We start from the raw sequence: 18,439 nt of genomic DNA, 5'->3' as shown, positions 1-18,439 counted from the left end.
CTTCTCGGGCGGCATATCGCCCGAGGCATCGGATGATTGGAACTTCAGGCCGGTGCTCCTTGGAACCGACCCGGTCTTCTGACGGGAGGTGGAGCTGATGGCAGCGAGGAGGACTCGATCACCGCGGCAGCCTGGCGAGGCACGAACGGGGCCCGTGCCGCCCGGTACGAGATGACCGCTGGTGTCAGCGGCGGACAGTATCGTGCCCGTCGTGAGGGTGGGAACTGAGGAGACCCGGGGCTGATCGTGCTGCGCGGGAACAGCGCCTCCGGGAAGTCGTCCACCGCGGCCGGCCTACGTGAGCGGTTCGGCCGCAACCTGGCGCTGGTCGGCCAGGACAACTTGCGGCGCATCGTGCTGCGCGAGCGCGACCGGCCCGGCGCTGCCAACATCGGCTTGATCAGCATGACAGCTCGCTATGCGCTGGACGCCGGATTTCACACCGTCGTCGAAGGGATCCTGTACGCCGACCGTTACGGCACCATGCTTGAGGACCTCGTTCGCGACCACCGTGGCATCTCTCGTTGCTACTACCTGGACGTGCCTCTTGAAGAGACGTTCGTCCGGCATGCAACGAAGCCGGATCCGACGTACCTGGCCCAGGTCACCGACCAGCACCTGCGTGACTGGTATCGCGAGCGGGACCTGCTGCCCAGCGGGATCGAAACCGTCATCGACGCCGGCAGCGCCTTGAGCGAGACCGTGGAGCGCATCATGCGCGAGACCGGACTTGACCAGGTGCCGGCGATCGACCGCTGAGGCCGATCCCGGTGCGGGGCCGCCTTCAATCGGGTTCGGCGCTGGGGGTTCACGGACTTTCCACGCATTCCAAAGCCCGAAGGTGCGGGTGCGGATTCTGGTGGCCAGGTTCAGCAGGGCAGGTGTGTCAGCACTCGTCGGAGCCGTGTTCGTCAGGGATGTCAATGCCGCGTCGGCGGGCGCTACAGGGCCGCGCCACCGCCAGCGACGCGGAACAGTCCCGCTCCTGCGAGGAGCCACGGTGTCGCGTCAGCGCCAGTGCGCGCGAGAGATCCGCTGGGGGCGGGGCCGAAGTACTCGACACGGTTCTGGTCTCTGGACGGCATATGGGACGGGGTCTTCGACGGGGGCCGTGGAACAGTCGTCGACGGGCATGTCCAGGGCCGGTTTTCCCAGGTCGGCCAGGGCGCCGAGGCCGGCGGCACGCAGGAGGGCCAGAACCTGATCGCGGCGGGCGGCGGTGATGTCGTGGGTGCGGCCGGGCCGGGGCGTTCCCTCACCTGTCGGGCGGCTGCTGCCCTACGCTCGGACCACGAGGCCGTTCGACCGTCCCTGGGGGGGATCGATGATCGTGGGCATTCACGGTATCCGCTGCTACCGCTATCTGGCTCGGGCCGGCGACGCCGAGGGGGCCGCGCGGGCACTGGCCGCCGAGTGGGGTGCGGCTTTGGGCGCGGACTACGAGGGCGTCTCATATGAGCGAGGGGGTCTTGACGCGGCCTACTACGCGCATCTGCTGCACCTGGGGACGGCACAGGGGACGACAGCCGAGGACCCGGAACTCCTCGGGGCGACGGGGCAGCAGATGCTCGCTGACTGGGCAGCGGCGCTCGGCGCTCCCGATGAGGTACTCATGGGCCGGGCCGGGTTGCCGGTGCGTCAGATCGCCGAGTGGATCGCCCGTCGCCACGGTGACCTGGCCAGGAGGGTGGTCGTGCTGTTCTGCGGGGAGGCGGACACCTATCTCGACGACCCCGCCTCGAAGCGGCGTGCGGCGGTGCGGGACCAGCTCAGCGGAGTGCTGGAGCGCCGCCGCCCGCGGGTGGTCATCGCACATTCGCTGGGCAGTGTGGTCGCCTACGAGACGCTGTGGCACCGCCCCGTGGATCTGGATGTGCTGATCACGCTGGGCTCCCCGCTGGGACTGCCGGGGGCGGTGCGTGACAGGCTCTCCCTGGGGCCCGGCAACGAGGAGCGAACCGGACAGCGACCGCCGGGCGTGCGACGGTGGGTGAATATCGCCGACATCGGGGACGTCGTGGCGATTCCGCGCGACCTGCCCGCCTCCTTCCCCGGCATCGACGCCCACCACGAAGTGAGCCTGGGCGTGGTCGCCTCACACAAGGCGACGCGCTATCTGGCAGTGCCCGAAGTGGCTGCCGAGCTGGCCCGCCTGCGCTGATCCCCCTTTGAAGGGCTGGAGAGTCAGTCGGCGCGGCGCAGGACGACGATCTCCCATTCGCATCCCAGCACCATCCGGTCGCCGCACACCAGCAGGGACTGCACCGCGCCGGGCACCCCCAGGCCGATGACGGCGCCCTCCCTGAACGGGTTCCAGATGCGGACGGCGCCGTCGTCTGCGGCAACCACGATCGGACCGTCCGGCCCGGCGCCGAACGCGACCGCGTTCACCCCGCCGACGACGGGCAAGGTGTCCCCATACGGCCGCACCTGCCGAGCACGCGACAGGTCCCACAGCCTTACGGTGCCGTCCTGGCCACCGGTGACGGCGACCGGAACGCCGTCGTTCGTCACGGTGCAGGCCAGCGCGGTGGCCCAGCCCTGATGCGCCTGCACGGGCGCGGCGAGCGGCAGCCCGGTCGCCAGGTCCCACAGGCGGAGAGTCCCGTCGTCGCCGCAGGACAGCACGGCGGGTTGGTCGTCCAGATCCAGGCAGGACAGAGCGTTGACCCCGCCGAGGTGTCCGGCGAGCGGCAGGCCCCGGCGGGAGCCGCTCTCCACGTCCCACAGGTGCAGCAGGCCGTCGGTGCCCGCGGACACCAAGACCGGTCGCCGATCGAGGAATGTGGCCGCCAGCGCTTGGACCGTCGTCGTTCCGGGGGTGAACTCGGCCCCGTATGGGACACCTTCCCGCAGGTCCCAGGCGCGCGGCCGTCCGTCGGCGCCCGCGGTGACCACCAGCTGGCGTCCCCGCAGGTCGACGACGGCCACGTCATACACGGAGGCGGGCCGTTCCGCCGTCGCGTCGGCGGGCCCGGTCGCGACGGGCGCCCCGTACGGGGTGCCCTGTTCCAGGTCCCAGCGGTGCAGCAGGCCGTCGGCGCCGGCCGAGACCAGCAGGGTGCGCCCGTCGAGTTCGCAGTGGGCGAGGGCGGTGACCCAGGAGGTGTGGCCGGGCTCGGGGGCCGTGCGCGGCCGGTCGGGAGGCACGTGCCAGACCCGCAGCGCCGGGTCCAGGCCTACCGAGACCAGGACGGGTGGCTGGGACGGTGCGGACGGGGGCCGGGCGAGGGCGGTCACCGCTCCCATGTGCCCGACGAACCGTCCCAGTTCGGTGCCATGTGTGGGATCCCAGATCCGGATCGTGCCGTCACTGCTCCCGCTCAGCAGCCGCGGCCGCGAGCCCCCGGCGCCGCCGGGCACCGGTGGTCCCTCCAGCGAGCCGTCCACATGGGAGAGGGCGTAGACCGGGCCGTCGTGCGCGGTGACCGACGTCGCCAACAGCGCGTGCGAGTCGGCGTCCCAGAGGCGTACATGACCGTCATCGCCGCCGGTCGCCAGGCAGGGACGGTCTCCTACGGCGGCGAGTGCGAGGGCGGTCATCCGGCACGGGTGGCGCAGGTCCGGCCCGGCCGCCTCACCGAGGGGTGTGCAGAAGCGGACCGTGCCCTCGTCGTCGGCCACCGCCACCAGCGGACCGTCTTCGCGGGGCAGGCATACGAGGGCGGTGGTGCGGCCCAGACCGGTGCGCAGTTCCTCAGCGGGCAGTTCACCCCGCAGGTCCCACAGCTGCAGGCGTCCGTCCGCGTCCGCTGTCACGGCCATGGTGCGCCCCACGACGTCCACGCAGGCGAGGGCCCGCACACCGTGCGCGCCGGGAAACAGAGGGGCTGCCGACCGCAGCTGCTCCAGGGCAGGCAGGGTCAGCACCTGCGGTACTCCGTCGGCCGCCACGACCAGCACGGCGGGCCGACCGGCGAGTTCCGTGCAGGCCAGTGCCCGGATCTCCCCCCGTCCGAGGTCGACGGCGCCGCGCACCCGGCCGTGCCGGGCGTCCCATACCCGCAGCAGCCCGCCACGGGTACCGGTCACCACGTCGGACGGGCCGGTCACGGGGGCGGCGAGTGCCGTCACCCTGTCCCCGGGCAGGGGGAGGGTGAAGGCGTGGTCCGCGCTGATCCTGCTGGCGGTGGCCCACTGCGGCGGCCACGCCATAGGCGTGCCCTGGCCGGGGGCCGGCCGCGCCAGCCGGTCGGCGAGGGTGCGGGCGCCATGCCGAACGGCGTCGATGGCCAGGATGTGCCGACGGCCCTCGTCGGATGTCCGGCGGTGGACGTGAGCGCTGGTGCGGTAGACCGTGGCGGCGCTGCGCGCCGATTCCGAGGCGACGTGGCCCAACTCGGGGTCGAGCCGGTCGGGGTCGGCGTGGACCAGGAAGCCGGGGTCGGCGCACAGGACGTCGAAGCGGCCCGCGTCGATGGCGTGCTGGGCCAGGTGGCGGCGCAGGTAGTCGTCGAGTCCGGCCCAGTGCGGGCCCGGCGCGGCATCCGGTCCCCGCAGGGTGTCCAGGAGCGCCGCATACACCGCTTGGTCGGCCGTCGCGCCTGGTGCCGATCGGCTGCCGGGCGTGGCCCGGCCGCGCAACTCGTCCGCGATGCTCTGGTGCAGCAGGCGGTACAGGGCGGTGCCGCGTTCGCCGGGTACGACGCGGAGGAAGGCACGGAGTTCGTCGAGCAGGCGTACCACTTCCGTGCTCCGGTCTTCAGGAGCCCGGTCGGTACCGGCTCCGCCGGACCCGCCGGTGCCGTCGACCTCAAGCGTCGCGGTTCCCTCGCCAAGGGTGTCGAAGGCAGCGGCGACCGCGGCCACGAGCCCGACCGGCATGCCGTCGCCCTGGGCGAAGGCGAGCGCCGTGAGGACCGGGCGCAGCAGATGATGGGCGTGGGCACTGGCGAACCGGAGTTCCAGCAGACCCGGCAGGTCCCGGGGCACCTGTTCGCCCAGCCGACGCGCCGCCTGGCTGTCCTCCAGAGCGCCGGCCACGCCTTCCTGGAGGGCGTAGGAAGTGTAGAGGGCGGCGATGAGGTGAGCCCCCGCAGCGGGTGGGTGCTCCGGGTCTGCCAGGACCTGCGCGGTGGCGGCAGCGAACTCCCGCGCCTGCATGCCCCGTTCCGGCCCCAGGAGACGTTCGATGTACGCCTTCAGGTCCGTCTCCAGCACCTCGTGCGCGACCTTGTCGAGGTCGACCAGGTCACCGGTGTCGCGGGCGTCGGCGATCAGGGACAGACAGGGCTCCTCCTCGCGTGCCGCGAACAGCACCCGGCACAGCGGCAGCCCGTCGGGCCGGTCCAGGGTGGTCAGCGGCTGGATCAGGTCGCGTGCCAGTTCCACCGGGTCGCGTGCCTCGTCGAGCGCGTCGAACACCACGATGGGCGGCGGGTCGGCGCTGCGGCTGAGCGCCTCGATCAAGCGGCGGGGATCGGTGTCCGGGCTCTCCGAGGAGTCTGCCACCCACCGCGGACTGTACGCACTTGTGCGGCGTATCAGGGACTCCACCACCTCGGCGAGGGTGCGCTGGCGGGCGTGGACGGGCAGCGGCGCCGACTGTGCGGTCACCTCGCGGCCCAACGGCTCCCAGAGCGTCCTTGTCTCGTCCCTCAGTTCGGGATGGACTGCGCACAACAGCACGCTCAAAAGCGCGGACTTGCCCGCGCCCGGACTGCCGGTGACCACCATCGTACGGCTCGCGCCGGATCCGCCGGCGAGCCACCGCGCCACCTTGTCGACCTCCGCCGCGCGGCCGGTGAACAACCCCTGCCGGTCGGCGGGCCCAGCCGGGAATCCGGCGCCGCCCTGGGCGTGGCGACGGAAGTGGTCGGGATCGGCCACGTCGTCGAGCAACGGGCCCCAGGCCCAGGACGCGGCCGGTGGCAGCGCCGGTGCCACGTCGGCCGTGCGGTAGTTCGGATTGGGCAGGAACGGCAGGTCGGGGCCCACGGTGTCCAGAGCGCTGACGGTGATGCGCTGGGCGAGGCCGTCCCGTACCTCTGTGATCTTCCGCAGCCGCTTGCGCACTTCGTCGGCGAACCAGTGGAAGCCGATGTGCGGGCTGCCTGGATCGAACTGCAGCCGTCGCTCCGCCAGCGCGGTCAGCACCTCCGCCACGGCCTCGCTGAAGCGGCCGTCCACGGCCATCTCCGCCTCGGCCGAAGCGGCCATCACCCAGGCCCGGTTGGACCCGTCGAGCATCCGGCGCAGCTGCCATTCCAGACGAGCGGCAGCCCCGGAGTGGCACAGGTCCAGCAGGAACAGCACCAAGGGCCGGCCGGGGAAGTCCTCGACCGAGGACAGCCAGCCTCCCACCGAGGTGCGCTCGGTGTGGATGCTGTCGGCGCCCAGCACGTACAGACCGGTGGGCCTGAGGGCTCCGTGGCTGACGACATGGATGACGAGGATGCCGTCCGGTCCGGTCGTGGTGAGCCGCTCGTGCACGGCGTCGCCGATCTGGTCGGCCGTCGGTCCGTCCGCCCCGTCCTCGGGTGCCAGTCTCTGGCATCGGTAGCCGAAACAGGGCAGTTCCAGCGCCGAGGCCACCGCGGCCACCCGCTCCGCGGCGAAGAGCAGGGGGTCGGGGCCTTCGTCGTCGAGGCCCGAGTCCGCGTCGGGCGCGAACCAGCCCACTCCGACACTCAGGGCGCTGCGCACCGGCCCGCTGGCCGACGGCTCGCGCGAGGCGGGAGCGGGATCCGGCGGCGGGCCCGTGGCGGGGACGGTGGTCATGGGCGGTGCGGTTCCTCGTCCCTGGCCATGGCCGCCGTCGTCCGGGTGAGAAGCAGGGCGAGTTCGGCAGTGCCGGGGCCGTCCGCCCCGACCTGTGCCCTGAGCCGCTCCAGGGCCAGAGAGCCCCAGGCCAGGGCGCCCTTGGTATCTCCGCGGTCGGCGAGAAGACGTACCTGGTCGCGTACGGCCTCGCGTACGGCCGGGTCGTCGTCGCCGAGAGCGCCCATGGCCTCCAGATGCCGGGTCAACCCCAGAAGGCCGTCGCTGTCCCGGGCCGTCGGGGCGACGGCGGCGTGCCAGGCGATGAACGCGGCCCTCGCCATCCGCTGTGCCGCGGCCACCTCCGCCGGACTCATGCGCTCCCGGCGCACCCGCCCCACCGCGGACGCCACGAACAGGGTCGCCCCGTCGTCGGCCACCGTGACCAGGGCGGCGTCCACTAGGGCGGCCAGCGCCGATCCGTCCGTGCGTGGCAGGGCCCATGAGAAGAACCCGGCCGGCACCGGGCCCTCTGCGAGCACCGCGCACAGCTCCAGCAGCGGCGTGGCGGCCGGGCACTCCCGTTCGACGTGGTCCTGGGCGAGCGCGCACACCTCGGCCACCGGGTCGTCGAGAGGGGCGGCGGGCAGCGCTCCGGGGGTGGGGTCGGCGCCGAGCGCGGTGAGCAGAGCGTCCGGGGTCAGCCGGGACAGCAGCCCGGCTGCCATCGCCAGCGCCAGCGCAACGTTGTCCAGCCTGGCCGCGATCCGCAGCGCCACCGGAGCGGCGAGATGGTGCACCCGTTCGAGCAGGAAGCGAATGCTCGTGGCCGGTTTGAACGGCGGTACGGGCCACCGTGTGAAGCCGTCCGGCCAGTCGCCGTCGGCAGAGGTGACCAGCAGGGTGCCGGGCCCGTCGGGCAGCGGCGCGGGCAGGTCCTCCGGCCGGGCGCCGTCGACCACGAGCAGCCAGGTCGCGGTGGGCTGCCGCCCGGTGGCCCGCAGGAGGGCGGGCAGTTCGGGCCCGGCGGTGGGCCGTCCGGCCGTCACCCACGCCACGTGGTCGTAGGCATGGCCGTACAGTGCCACGTACTGTACGGCGACGGCGGTGGCGCCGCCCCCCTCGCGGGCCGTCAGCACCAAGCCTGCGTCGCGCCCGCGGAAGGCGCTCGCGTGCACCTCGGTCAGCAGCTCGTCCCGGTCCAGCAGCGTTCGGGCCGGGGGTACGGTCCCGGAGACGACGGGCGTCCCGGCGGATGCCTTGTCCCCAGACCTCGTGCCGTCGGAGGGCAGGCCGGGCGCCTCAGCCGTGGCCGGCTTCTCCAGCTGCCGCGCCAGCGCTTCGTAGCGCTCGCTCAAGCGGCGCAGGGCCTGCGCGGTGACGGTTGCGAAGGGGCGTACCGAGCGGGCGACGTCGACTGCGGGTGCTTCCCCGCCCAGCAGCGCCGTGAAGTCGGCGGTGGGGGTGCCGGAACGCTCCAGGCGGTCGAACAGCCATTCCGTGACGAGGGACAACGTGTGCAGGATCTCGGTGTTCCGCGCCATGCCCAGCAGGACTTCGCGGACGCCCGGACGGAAGTCGAACGGTACGGGCATCACCTCGTGCACGGAGGCGTCCGCATCGTCGGCGTCGTGGTCGGCGCGGGTGACCAGGCCGGTGAAGAGGACCTCGGTGAGGACGGACGGGCGGGTGTCCCTGCACACCGCCTGCTGTACCAGCCGCATCACGGGCAGGCTGAGCGGTACCGCCGCCACGTGCACGGCGAGCCGCCGTGCCATCGGGCTGGCATGCTGGACGAACGCGAGGACCAGGTCCTCGGGAGGCGTAGGCACGAGGGCGGTCGGGGGCGAGGGGGGCGGACCGGAAACCACCGCGGCGGGAGACTCCGGTACCAGAGTGGCCAAGGTGTCCCACGCAGAGGTCTCGCCGCTGACCAGTGCGGCCCACTGCCCGAGCCAGTCGGGGTGGAGGTCCAGCACGGGCACGGCCATGGCGCGCGCGGCGAGCCGGTGGCTGTCCGACAGGCGGCCGTCCAGGGGGGTGACGCGAAGACCGGAGTTGGGTACGCCGGGCGCGTCGGAGCCGAGCCGTACCTCGTGGACACTGAGCGCGCTGCGCTTCCACATCCGGCGTGGCAGCAGATGCACCAGCGCGACCGGGCTGGACTCCCCCCAGGTACGCAGGAGCCGGCCCAGCGTGCCGTCGGCCCAGGACGGGCTGACGCAGTCGGATGCCACCAGCACGATTCTGCGCCCCGTGGGGTCGACGATCTCCAGAGGGCTGCGGTCGGCGAGGCGTTCGCCGGACCGGGCGGTGGGCGGCCGCAGGACGATGCCGTGGGAGGGGATCTCCTCGGTCGGCAGCACCCAGTGCTGCACGGATCTGAAGGCGCCGACGCTGCTCAGCACGGACAGGAACTCGCGGACCGTGTCGCGCCAGAGCGCCATGGATACGGAGTCGTCCACGACCAGCACCAGGTCCAGCCAGCGGCTGGGCGCGGGGCGCAGCACGGGGGACCACTGGGCGGTGTCGACGATGCCCTCCACCGTGGCCTCCTCGTCCAGCACTGTCACGTCCCGTGACGGGACCCGGCGGGCCAGCGGCCGCAGCGAGCGAGCGAGCGCCGCGCGCCGCGGCAGGGCGGCCGGTGCCCGCAGCCGTATCCGTTGGCCCTCAGCGCTCCTGGGTGCGGGCCGCGCCTCGGGCAGGTACAGCGCCATCGGGGAGTTCGACCCGATGCCGGCCTGATACGTCGGCGGCGCCGTGCGGGGAGCCGCCGGCTCCGGATCCCAAGGCGGCCGGCCTGCCGTCCCCGGCGGGCCTTCCGACGCGGCCGTGGTGACGGCGGCGCCCGCGAACCCGGCCGGGGCGGCCGACGGCCCCAGGTGGTCCGCCAGCCACAGGGCGTCCGCCAGCTGCTCGGCGTCGGGCTCCTCCCCCACACGGCGCAGCAGCTCGGCCAGTTGTCTGATCACGTGCCCGGTCCGAGGGGCCTGAGCAGCATCCGCACCAGTTCCTCACGGTTCTCGGCGGTTCCGTTGCCACGGGAGAGGAAGATGGCGTTGAGGAGCTGGTCGGTGGAGAGCAGCCCCTCGTCGCGGTTGCGCAGAAAGGTCTCGATGAGGTGCCGGGCACGGTCGGTGGCGCCGCTGCCCAGGTGCGCCTCCACGATACGGGTGAGCTTCTCCATGTCCGGTTCGGGCAGTTCCAGCCGGACGCAGCGGCGCAGGAACGCGGCGGGGAACTCGCGCTCGCCGTTGCTGGTGATGACCACGAACGGAAACTCCCCGCACCGCACCTGCCCGCGGGCGACGGTGGCGACGCCGCCGGGATCATCGGTCAGCACGTCCACGATGGGCTCCTTGGCCAGACGCACGAGTTCGGGGATCACGAACTCGCCTTCCTCGAAGACGTGGAGCAGGTCGTTGGGCAGATCGATGTCGCTCTTGTCGAGTTCGTCGACCAGCAGCACTCGCGGACGGCGCGAGGGCAGCAGCGCGGTGCCGAGAGGTCCCAGCCGCAGATACGTCCCGATGTCGGAGCGTTCCTCGGCGTGCGGCGGCGGCTCACTCGCGGGCCGGGTGTGCGCGGCGGCGACGCGGCCGGCTTCCCGCAGGCGTCCGATGGCGTCGTACGTGTACAGGCCGTCCTTGAGGGTCGTTCGGCTGGTGACCGGCCAGGAGAGCACCCGGCCGAGCCCGAGCTCACGGGCGACGTGATGGGCGAGCGTGGACTTGCCGGTGCCCGGCCTGCCGGTGACCAGCAGCGGGCGGCGTAGCAGCAGTGCCGCGTTGACAGCGTCCACGATGTGTGGGTCGGACTGGTACGCGCGGGCCCGCGGGGCGGAACGCTCGACGTCATGGTCGTTCTCCCCGCCTTTGGTCATGTCACGCCACGGTGGCGGCGCGGGGAGCCGCGCGATCCCGTCGTGGGGCACCCCGTGGCCTTGGTAGATGTGCCATTCCTGCACGTCGTCTGCTCCTCCCACCCGCCGTGCCGCTGTCGCCGTCGGGCATTACGGCCATCGCAGTGCGCCTCCGGCTCCGACGGTGCACGTCGGATCGTCCCAGAGGAGCGCGATGTGCCGCCCCCATTCCACTTCCGCCGACCGTAGCGCTTCCGCACGCAACGACCGGACACGTTCCGGCAGTTGCTGCGATGTGCCACCATGCATCAGTTCCCGCGCCACCCGACGGAATCCGCCCCGCGGCGCACGGTCGGCCGGCCCTGTCCGGCGATCCCAGAGCACCACCGGAACGCCCGTGTCGAGTGCCGTGGCGAGCGCGTCCGCGGTGGCGGTGCGGGACCAGTTGTCCGGAGCCGGGGGCTCGATGACCACCGCGCACACGGAGTCCGGTGCGCGTGCGGGGCCGTACCCCACTGACCGGCGAGCCGGATCCAGCCACAGCACCTCGTCCTCCGGCAGCGTGCCACCCTCACGGAAGGCGTCCCAGCGCCGCGTCCACAGGCCACGGGAGAACGGGTCGGTGGCGCGTTCGAGATCGCGGACGACGACGGCGCAGTGAGCACCGAGAGCCGACTTCGCCGGGCCTGCCGCAGACGGCCGAACGTCCATCACCCACTGGTCCACGGGCAGGTCCAGCAGCGACCTCGGAAGCAGGAACTCGACGCGTCTGGGTGGGCGGCCACCCGTGTAGTCCCTGACGACCGCCATGAATTCGCTGATCATGGGCGGGACCTGGGACATCGGCCGGGGCTCGTCCTCCTGGACCAGCGGGAGCCATCCGTCCTGCCCGTACCCCAGCCAGGCCGACAGCAGGCATGATTCGCCGCGGGGCAGATACGGCTGGAGGCTGAGGACGAGGAGGGCGTCCTCGTCGGGGGGCGCACCGGGTTCGCGGTGCGGCAGGGGCGGCGGTTCGGGTAGCCCGAGCCGGCGAGTGAGCCTCGTGTTCCACCGGTGTACCTCGTCCCGCAGTTGCTCCGGCATGCGGCGACCCGCCACCAGCGCCTGGGTGAACCGCAAGACTCGGGGAGCCTCGCCTCGGGGCGCGGGCAGGTCCTCCAGCACGGCGAGCGCCTCGCTCAGATCGTCCGGGAGGCGTTCGACGACCCGACCCGCCGCTTCCAGGTAGGCCGCCAGCCAGGGCCTGCCCGGCACCGAGCCGAGGACCGTCATCAGCTCGCGCCGCTCATCCTCCCGCAGCTCCAGGGGAAGGGAGAGTGCCTCAACGAGCTGCCGGAACCGCTGCACCTTACGGTCGTCACCGTGGAACGCCGTGAGCACGTCGGCCAGTGTGACGAGCCCGCCCGGAACCCGCAGACACGTCTGCACGATGGCGAGGACCTCCTGCCGTACGGCGGGGTGACGCGGAATCCGCGACGAGATCTGCGGGCCCAGTTCGTCGATGATCACCGCGCGCATGGGATCGTCGCGGAGTCCGTCCAAGGCAACCAGGATCTCCACCAGTTCGCCCAGCGCCCCGCGCGCATCCGGCTCCTGCATCAGTAAAGAGGTCCGCAGCCCGTACCGACTTCCGCCATGCTGCGCCTCCGGGGAGTTGAGGTGGTCCGCTGACGAGCCAAGGTCAATTGTAGGGACCGGAGTCAGCCTCCGCGGCCTTTCGGTGGTTTCGCAGAGAGGCACCGCGCCGCAGACGCGCCGCCACCACGTGCGCGGCGCGGACCCGAAGTTCCACGCACCGTCTGGCAGTCCGGGAACTCAGCGAGCGCACCCCCGGCCCGGCCGCGTCCCCGGCACCCCGCCTGCCGGCCGCCGGGCGACCGCGCGCTGCCGTCCACGCCCTGCATCTGCGCGCCGGACGGGAAGCCGTCGGGCCGCAGGCTGACGGGCCAGGCGTCGGCGCCGTTTCGGCCCGCGATGCCCGCTCCAGCACCGCCTCCAAGGTGGCCCTGCGGAGCATCACCGCGGGCGCGGGGTCGACTCACCCGACCCGACGCCTGGCTGCGTCGCGTCGGAATTTCCCCGACCTGAGATGAACAACGGCCCTGACCGGCCGGAGTTCCACGGACCGGAAGGTCGTCCTCGGCCCGACTCCGCCACCGCGTTACCGCTGTCGACGGTCGCACCGCCGCAGTCCACCTCCGTCCGGAACTGCCCTGTCACCTGCCTGGCGCCGTCGTACCGGCAGTTCCGCGCACTGTTCCCGGCAATGGCTCGTTGGGACACGCGAGACACCGATCAGGCTCTGGCCCGCTGACCACTGCGGCAGCCGGTAAGGGCCCGGCGTCCCGAAGCCGGGATGCCGGGCCCTTACCGAGGCGCGCGATCAGGCGGGGCGGATGTTCTCCGCCTGCGGGCCCTTCTGGCCCTGCGTGACGTCGAACTCGACCTTCTGGCCCTCCTGCAGCTCGCGGTAGCCCTGGCTGGCGATGTTGGAGTAGTGGGCGAAGACGTCGGGGCCGCCGCCCTCCTGCTCGATGAAGCCGAAGCCCTTCTCGCTGTTGAACCACTTCACTGTGCCCTTGGCCATGACTGTCTCCTTTGAGGGAAACCGGGCACGCACCCTGCGCGACCGGGAGGTGATCGCCCTGGTCCGGAGAGGCGCTGAACAGCAAGAACGCCCGTGATGGCGATCACGGGCGAACGGAACTTCGGAACCACGACTGCTGATCACAACGCTATAACGCCATGAACGAAGACGCTAGCGGAAACGCGCCAACATCCGGCCCGGAACGAAGGGCTGGATCGCCCGTGAGGCTCGGCCGATGGTGATCAAGCAGTTGCGCGCCCTTCTTCTGCACAGGGCGGCGAGGCATGGCCTCGCCGCCGCCGACTGTTCTCCGGGTGGGCCTCACCGATCATGCGTGACCGGCCCCTCCCCACACGAACGCGGATCAAGTCGCCTGGGCGATGCGCCGGCAGCCGGCGAGCTCGCCCACGTCGACGCCTTCGCGCTCAAGGTGATCGAAGACAAGGCGGCGGACGATGGCGAGGTAGGTCGGCTCTGCCTGCTCCAGGCGGGCGCGGCCGGCCTTCGATGAGACGGCCGCTCTCGCAGCGGGCTCCGGCAGGGGCCGGAGCGGCGACCCTGCCAACGGCGCTGCAGGTCGGAGAGCCTGCCACAACCTGCTTGGGGTGCGACCGGCAATGACGGCGGTAGCCGGTGACGAGCTCGGCGACGATGCCGACGATGCGGTCCGCCGCCTCGGGGCCCTCTCAGCCCACTGGCTTCTGAGCGCCGACGGCACCCGCGCCTCGACTACTTCGAGTGGACCAGGCCGAGACCCACCGGGAGGCCGCGAACGCCGGAGAACACGACAGGGCGTCCGAGATCTTCTTCAGCACCGGGCAAACGGTTCGGCCACGGAAGGTGGTACCGCTGCCGCCACTGCCCGTTCCGGCCGCCGGCGTGATCCGATCGTGCCGGGGCACGCACTGGGGGTGCCCCGGCTCCTCGGGAAAAGGAGATCGCACGGGCAATGGATCACGCGTCCCGCTCTGCGGGTACCGTCAGGGTATGAGTCATCCGCACCCCGAGCTGAAAGCCGCCCCGCCCCTTCCCGAAGGGGGGCTGCGGGTCATCGCCCTGGGCGGCCTGGGTGAGATCGGCCGCAACATGACCGTCTTCGAGCACGCGGGCAAGCTGCTCATCGTCGACTGCGGCGTGCTGTTCCCCGAGGAGACCCAGCCCGGCGTGGACGTGATCCTGCCGGACTTCACCTCGATCCGGGACCGGCTGGACGACGTCGTGGCCGTGGTACTCACCCACGGCCACGAGGACCACATCGGCGGCGTGCCGTACCTGTTGCGCGAGCGGTCCGACATTCCCGTCGTCGGCTCCAAGCTGACGCTGGCGTTCCTGGAGGCCAAGCTCAAGGAACACGGCATCCGGCCGCGCACGGTGCGGGTGCGGGAGGGCGACCGGCGCGGCCTCGGACCCTTCGACTGCGAGTTCGTGGCGGTCAACCACTCCATCCCCGACAGCCTCGCGGTCGCGATCCGCACCCGGGCCGGGATGGTGCTGCACACCGGCGACTTCAAGATGGACCAGTTCCCTCTCGACGACCGCATCACCGATCTGCGCGCCTTCGCCCGCCTCGGCGAGGAGGGCGTGGACCTGTTCCTCACCGACTCCACCAACGCCGAAGTACCCGGCTTCACCACCTCCGAGCGAGAGCTGAACCCGGCGATCGAGCAGGTGATGCGCACCGCGCCGCGCCGGGTCATCGTCTCCAGCTTCGCCAGCCACGTGCACCGCATCCAGCAGGTCCTGGACGCCGCGCACCAGCACGGCCGCAAGGTCGCCTTCGTCGGCCGGTCGATGGTCCGCAACATGGGCATCGCCCGTGACCTGGGCTATCTGAAGGTCCCCTCCGGTCTGGTCGTGAGCACGAAGGAGCTGGAGAAGCTCCCGGACCACAAGATCACTCTGGTGTGCACCGGGTCCCAGGGCGAACCGATGGCCGCGCTGTCACGGATGGCCAACCGCGACCACATGATCCGCATCGGCAAGGGCGACACCGTCCTGCTCGCCAGCTCCCTCATCCCCGGCAACGAGAACGCCATCTACCGGGTGATCAACGGACTCACCCGGTGGGGCGCCCACGTGGTCCACAAGGGCAACGCCAAGGTGCACGTCTCGGGGCATGCCAGCGCCGGCGAACTCGTCTACTGCTACAACATCGTCAAGCCCCGCAATGTCATGCCCGTGCACGGCGAATGGCGCCACCTGCGGGCCAACGCCGACCTCGCCATCCGTACCGGTGTCGACCCCGACCGGGTCGTCATCGCCGAGGACGGCGTCGTCGTCGACCTGATCGACGGACGCGCATCCATCACCGGCAAGGTCCCCGCCGGCAACGTCTACGTGGACGGCATGGAAGTCGGCGGCGCCACCGAAGCGTCCCTCAAGGACCGCCTCACCCTCGCCGCCGAAGGCGTGGTCACGGTCGTGGCGATCGTCGACGCGGACACCGGCGCCCTCGCCGAGGCCCCCGACTTCCTGGCCCGCGGCTTCGTGCACGACGACACCACCTTCGAGCCGGTCATCCCCGTCATCGAGAAGACCCTGGCCACCGCGGCCGAGGAAGGCGTCGGGGACGCGCACCAACTCGAACAACTCCTCGCCCGCGCCGTCGCGAACTGGGCGTTCCGCACCCACCGCCGCAAGCCCCTCATCATCCCCGTCATCATCGACGCCTGAGCCATGGCCCGGCAGCGCCGTCCCCGTTCCGGCCGCGGCCCCGCCCGCGACGGACTCCCCGGGCGGTGCCGCCTCAGCGGCGGCCAGAAGCTGCCCCGGTTCCAGATCCAGCGGTTCTCTCTTCCGTGGAGTCCGGTTGACGCGCTGAGCCCGTCTGAGCTGCGGAACGGCGGTGCGGTCCCTCAGCGGCCTCGTCCGTCGGCAGTGCATCGGATGCCTCGGGTTCGGGCGTTCTGATCAGGTTGATGCCTTCGGCTGAGGCTTGCCGCCCTCGGCGCGCAGTTGCTCGTTGATGCGCTGCGCCTCTTCGAGCTGGTCTTCGAGGATGACGATGCGGCAGGCGGCCTCTATGGCGGTGCCCTGGTCGACGAGTTCGCGGGCGCGGGCGGCGATGCGCAGCTGGTACCGGGAGTAGCGGCGATGGCCGCCATCGGAGCGCAGCGGGGTGATCAAGCGGTGTTCACCGAGGGCACGGAGGAAGGCAGGGGTCGTGCCAAGCATCTCGGCGGCCCGGCCCATGGTGTAGGCGGGGTAGTCGTCATCGTCGAGAGGGCCGACGGGACGGGAACCGGCAGGCGGCATAAACCTCTTCTTTCGGGGACGCGTCGGGGGGCCCGGGTGCCAGTACGGCACCCGGGCCCCGAGCTTTCAACACCATCTACCGGCGCGCTGCGCCGGCCTTCTTTTTCCGCAGGTGCCGCCCGGGAGGGCGGGGCTGCGGGGATCGCGAATGCGTGACCGGGGACCACCTTCCAATCCGGGGCCTTGCGGTACCCGGGCGGACTGCTTCCTCGCCCGGGCGATCCTGATGGCGTTCTGCTCCTACCTTTCGATTACGCGGATACGCGGGTGCTGCTCACAGCCCCTGGGGCCGTGTCCTTCTGGTCTACCTGCACAGCAGTTCGTGTCTGCTGTGCCCACTTCGACTTCTGGGTACGAAGACAACGCTAACCCTGTGACGGCGGAATGTCTACCGTCGCCATGAGAGTTTTTCTCCATGGGGTGTGCGTCTGCTTCTGCCGCAGGTACATCAGGAAGAGTGCTCACTCGAATGGCGTTCCCCGCTTCCCGTACAGCGGTCCTCGGTGGGACCGGCCCGGTGCTCGCCCACGCTGTACGGCGTCCCGAGCCGCGTACGTCCACCGCCACGACCCCGCGCCGAGGCCCAGATCAGGACCGCTCTCCGACTGGAGATCCTGCGAGACGTGGCCGCGCACGAGCCGAGTTCAGAGTGGCCCAACGATCTCCAGACGGTGCCGACCCACCCGTTGCGGGTCTGCTCGCCGGGCTGCCGGCATCAGTGTCCCAGCCCGTGCCCCTTACCTCCCCGACGACCACACACAGCTGCACAAGGACGGGGCCGGGCACGTACTTGTTGGGTGACCAGCTCGCTGATCAGAGCATGGAAGGCATCGGCGGCCCGCCGGAAGGCAACCGATTGTCGACCACGCTCGCCTGCTTCGAGGGCCTCAGCGTGGCGAAGTCCGCGGCGGAATCGACCGGGACAGTGCCCCTCAGCTTCTCGATGCCGCAGCTGCTCACGGCGCCGCCTCGTACCGGACGGTGCTGGACCTCGACGGCGTCACGATCGTGGGCTCCGGCGGCGTCAGCACTCTCCTCATCACCCACCGAATCGCGCGAAGCGCCGGGGCCGGCTACGACCGGCAGCACCCAGCGCCTCCGTCGCACGCCTCTTCCGAAGGAATGCGAAACTCGAATTCGGGACGGTCCCACGGCACGGCGGGCGGGTTCGCGAGCGCGGTCCCGATCCGCACCGCACCGACGCGGTGGTAGAAGTCCTCGGCGGGAAGATGCGACACGACCTTGACACGGTCGAGGCCGGCGGCACGGGCCTCGGACTGCATGTGCGCGACGAGCAGTCGTCCAATACCCCGTCCTTGCGCTTCGTCGGCGACGAACAGCAGGTCGAGCTCCGGTGGAGCGAGGACGAGTGAGTAGAACCCGAGGACCCGGCCTCCATGCTCCTCGGAGCCGACGGCCACAAAGGTGCGGTGGGCCTCGATGTAATCAGGACCGACCCGGTAGCCCGCGACTGCTCCTGCGTACTTACCCGCGTAGGCGCCTGAACCACGCACGAGCCGCGTGAGCCGTTTGGCATCCCGCGCGACGGCCCGCCGTATCGTGACCGGCTGGCTACTAGGGGAAGTGCGTGAACTCATCGAGAGAGTATTTCGCACCGGGGCGTGCCGTCGTGCGGCGGGTCGGCTGCTTGGGCAGGATTCCTGCACCGCTCCCGGGAACCGCCTGCCCAGGCCGCGATCGACCAAGTCACTGCCACCGCATCGGCCACCCGCCGACAGCGACTGGGACGCCCCAGCCGCTGCGGAGGAGCCGGAGAACGGGGTGGCCAACCGCTGCTTCCCCTGGGCCTGCCGCAGCGACGGCCGGCCTGTGCAGGACGACTTCAGGCCGGCCTCGTGAGCCGCATCAGGCAGGTGTACGAACGGCGGGGTCAGGTGGGCGGCGTCCCCGAGCAGGAAGATGCGGCCCGTGCGCCAGCGGTCGGCGAACTGGGCACGGAAGGTGCAGGAGGCGGTGCGCACGCCGCACCGGATAGACGATCAGGGCCGCTACCGCGCGCCGCCGGTGAC

Annotated in this window: 10 protein-coding genes and 3 pseudogenes; 5 read left to right on the top strand and 8 right to left on the bottom strand. The window is 71.5% G+C overall.

Annotated features, from left to right (window positions below; all coding sequences use genetic code 11):
* Window positions 1-181 precede the first annotated feature (181 nt).
* Both R2S09_RS33165 and R2S09_RS33160 read left to right on the top strand, forming a co-directional pair.
* Window positions 182-759 (top strand): annotated as a pseudogene (locus R2S09_RS33165) (AAA family ATPase).
* Window positions 760-1,330: 571 nt separating this feature from the next.
* Window positions 1,331-2,161 carry a hypothetical protein gene (locus tag R2S09_RS33160; RefSeq protein WP_306184051.1) on the top strand — a complete coding sequence of 277 codons (831 nt, stop codon included), beginning with the start codon at window positions 1,331-1,333 and terminating at the stop codon, window positions 2,159-2,161.
* 23 nt (window positions 2,162-2,184) lie between these two features.
* On the opposite strand, the gene R2S09_RS33155 is transcribed toward R2S09_RS33160, so the two are convergent.
* From R2S09_RS33155 to R2S09_RS33135, 5 genes are all read right to left on the bottom strand, one after another.
* Window positions 2,185-6,720 (bottom strand): AAA family ATPase, encoded by a 4,536-nt coding sequence (locus R2S09_RS33155; protein WP_316745023.1) that lies wholly within the window; start codon window positions 6,718-6,720, stop codon window positions 2,185-2,187.
* Window positions 6,717-9,674, bottom strand: coding sequence for an SAV_2336 N-terminal domain-related protein (locus tag R2S09_RS33150; RefSeq protein WP_316745021.1), 2,958 nt, complete (start codon window positions 9,672-9,674; stop codon window positions 6,717-6,719). The genes R2S09_RS33155 and R2S09_RS33150 overlap by 4 nt, the downstream gene beginning before the upstream one ends.
* On the bottom strand, window positions 9,671-10,669 hold the full coding sequence (locus R2S09_RS33145) for a MoxR family ATPase (protein WP_316745019.1): 999 nt from the start codon (window positions 10,667-10,669) through the stop codon (window positions 9,671-9,673). Before R2S09_RS33145 ends, R2S09_RS33150 begins: the two co-directional genes overlap by 4 nt.
* A gap of 45 nt (window positions 10,670-10,714) precedes the next feature.
* Window positions 10,715-12,166 carry an effector-associated domain 2-containing protein gene (locus tag R2S09_RS33140; protein WP_316745018.1) on the bottom strand — a complete coding sequence of 484 codons (1,452 nt, stop codon included), beginning with the start codon at window positions 12,164-12,166 and terminating at the stop codon, window positions 10,715-10,717.
* Between the two features lie 784 nt (window positions 12,167-12,950).
* Window positions 12,951-13,154 (bottom strand): cold-shock protein, encoded by a 204-nt coding sequence (locus tag R2S09_RS33135; protein WP_014670069.1) that lies wholly within the window; start codon window positions 13,152-13,154, stop codon window positions 12,951-12,953.
* A gap of 235 nt (window positions 13,155-13,389) precedes the next feature.
* On the opposite strand from R2S09_RS33135, the gene R2S09_RS33130 reads away from it, so the two are divergent.
* Together R2S09_RS33130 and R2S09_RS33125 are read left to right on the top strand one after the other, a co-directional pair.
* Window positions 13,390-13,665: a hypothetical protein gene (locus tag R2S09_RS33130; RefSeq protein ID WP_316745013.1), complete on the top strand. Its 276-nt coding sequence runs from the start codon at window positions 13,390-13,392 to the stop codon at window positions 13,663-13,665.
* A 476-nt stretch (window positions 13,666-14,141) separates the two neighbouring features.
* Window positions 14,142-15,827, top strand: a complete 1,686-nt coding sequence (locus R2S09_RS33125; protein WP_200418088.1) for a ribonuclease J — start codon at window positions 14,142-14,144, stop codon at window positions 15,825-15,827.
* A gap of 237 nt (window positions 15,828-16,064) precedes the next feature.
* On the opposite strand, the gene R2S09_RS33120 is transcribed toward R2S09_RS33125, so the two are convergent.
* The gene (locus R2S09_RS33120) at window positions 16,065-16,409 is read right to left on the bottom strand and encodes a MerR family transcriptional regulator (RefSeq protein ID WP_306184067.1); all 345 of its coding nucleotides are present in this window, start codon (window positions 16,407-16,409) and stop codon (window positions 16,065-16,067) included.
* An 855-nt stretch (window positions 16,410-17,264) separates the two neighbouring features.
* On the opposite strand from R2S09_RS33120, the pseudogene R2S09_RS40745 reads away from it, so the two are divergent.
* Window positions 17,265-17,471: pseudogene (locus R2S09_RS40745) on the top strand (hypothetical protein); the annotation flags it as partial.
* 11 nt (window positions 17,472-17,482) lie between these two features.
* Here the strand turns inward: R2S09_RS40745 and R2S09_RS33115 are convergent.
* Both R2S09_RS33115 and R2S09_RS40740 read right to left on the bottom strand, forming a co-directional pair.
* Window positions 17,483-18,007: a GNAT family N-acetyltransferase gene (locus R2S09_RS33115; RefSeq protein ID WP_306184068.1), complete on the bottom strand. Its 525-nt coding sequence runs from the start codon at window positions 18,005-18,007 to the stop codon at window positions 17,483-17,485.
* A 297-nt stretch (window positions 18,008-18,304) separates the two neighbouring features.
* Window positions 18,305-18,391 (bottom strand): annotated as a pseudogene (locus R2S09_RS40740) (FAD-dependent monooxygenase); the annotation flags it as partial.
* Window positions 18,392-18,439: the final 48 nt, after the last annotated feature.

Origin of the sequence: Streptomyces sp. MK7 (assembly GCF_032658145.1) — a bacterium.
Taxonomy (GTDB): Bacteria; Actinomycetota; Actinomycetes; order Streptomycetales; family Streptomycetaceae; genus Streptomyces; species Streptomyces spiralis.
The sequence above is the reverse complement of the archived record's forward strand: the minus strand, read 5'-3'. Positions and strand labels throughout refer to the sequence as shown.

What these genes read in the sequence shown, in the direction of transcription:
- R2S09_RS33125 (WP_200418088.1), top strand. Translation starts at nt 14,142, where the DNA reads ATGAGTCATCCGCACCCCGAGCTGAAAGCCGCCCCGCCCCTTCCCGAA.
- R2S09_RS33130 (WP_316745013.1), top strand. Translation starts at nt 13,390, where the DNA reads ATGGTGATCAAGCAGTTGCGCGCCCTTCTTCTGCACAGGGCGGCGAGG.
- R2S09_RS33140 (WP_316745018.1), bottom strand. Translation starts at nt 12,166, where the DNA reads ATGCAGGAGCCGGATGCGCGCGGGGCGCTGGGCGAACTGGTGGAGATC.
- R2S09_RS33115 (WP_306184068.1), bottom strand. Translation starts at nt 18,007, where the DNA reads ATGAGTTCACGCACTTCCCCTAGTAGCCAGCCGGTCACGATACGGCGG.
- R2S09_RS33120 (WP_306184067.1), bottom strand. Translation starts at nt 16,409, where the DNA reads ATGCCGCCTGCCGGTTCCCGTCCCGTCGGCCCTCTCGACGATGACGAC.
- R2S09_RS33135 (WP_014670069.1), bottom strand. Translation starts at nt 13,154, where the DNA reads ATGGCCAAGGGCACAGTGAAGTGGTTCAACAGCGAGAAGGGCTTCGGC.
- R2S09_RS33155 (WP_316745023.1), bottom strand. Translation starts at nt 6,720, where the DNA reads ATGACCACCGTCCCCGCCACGGGCCCGCCGCCGGATCCCGCTCCCGCC.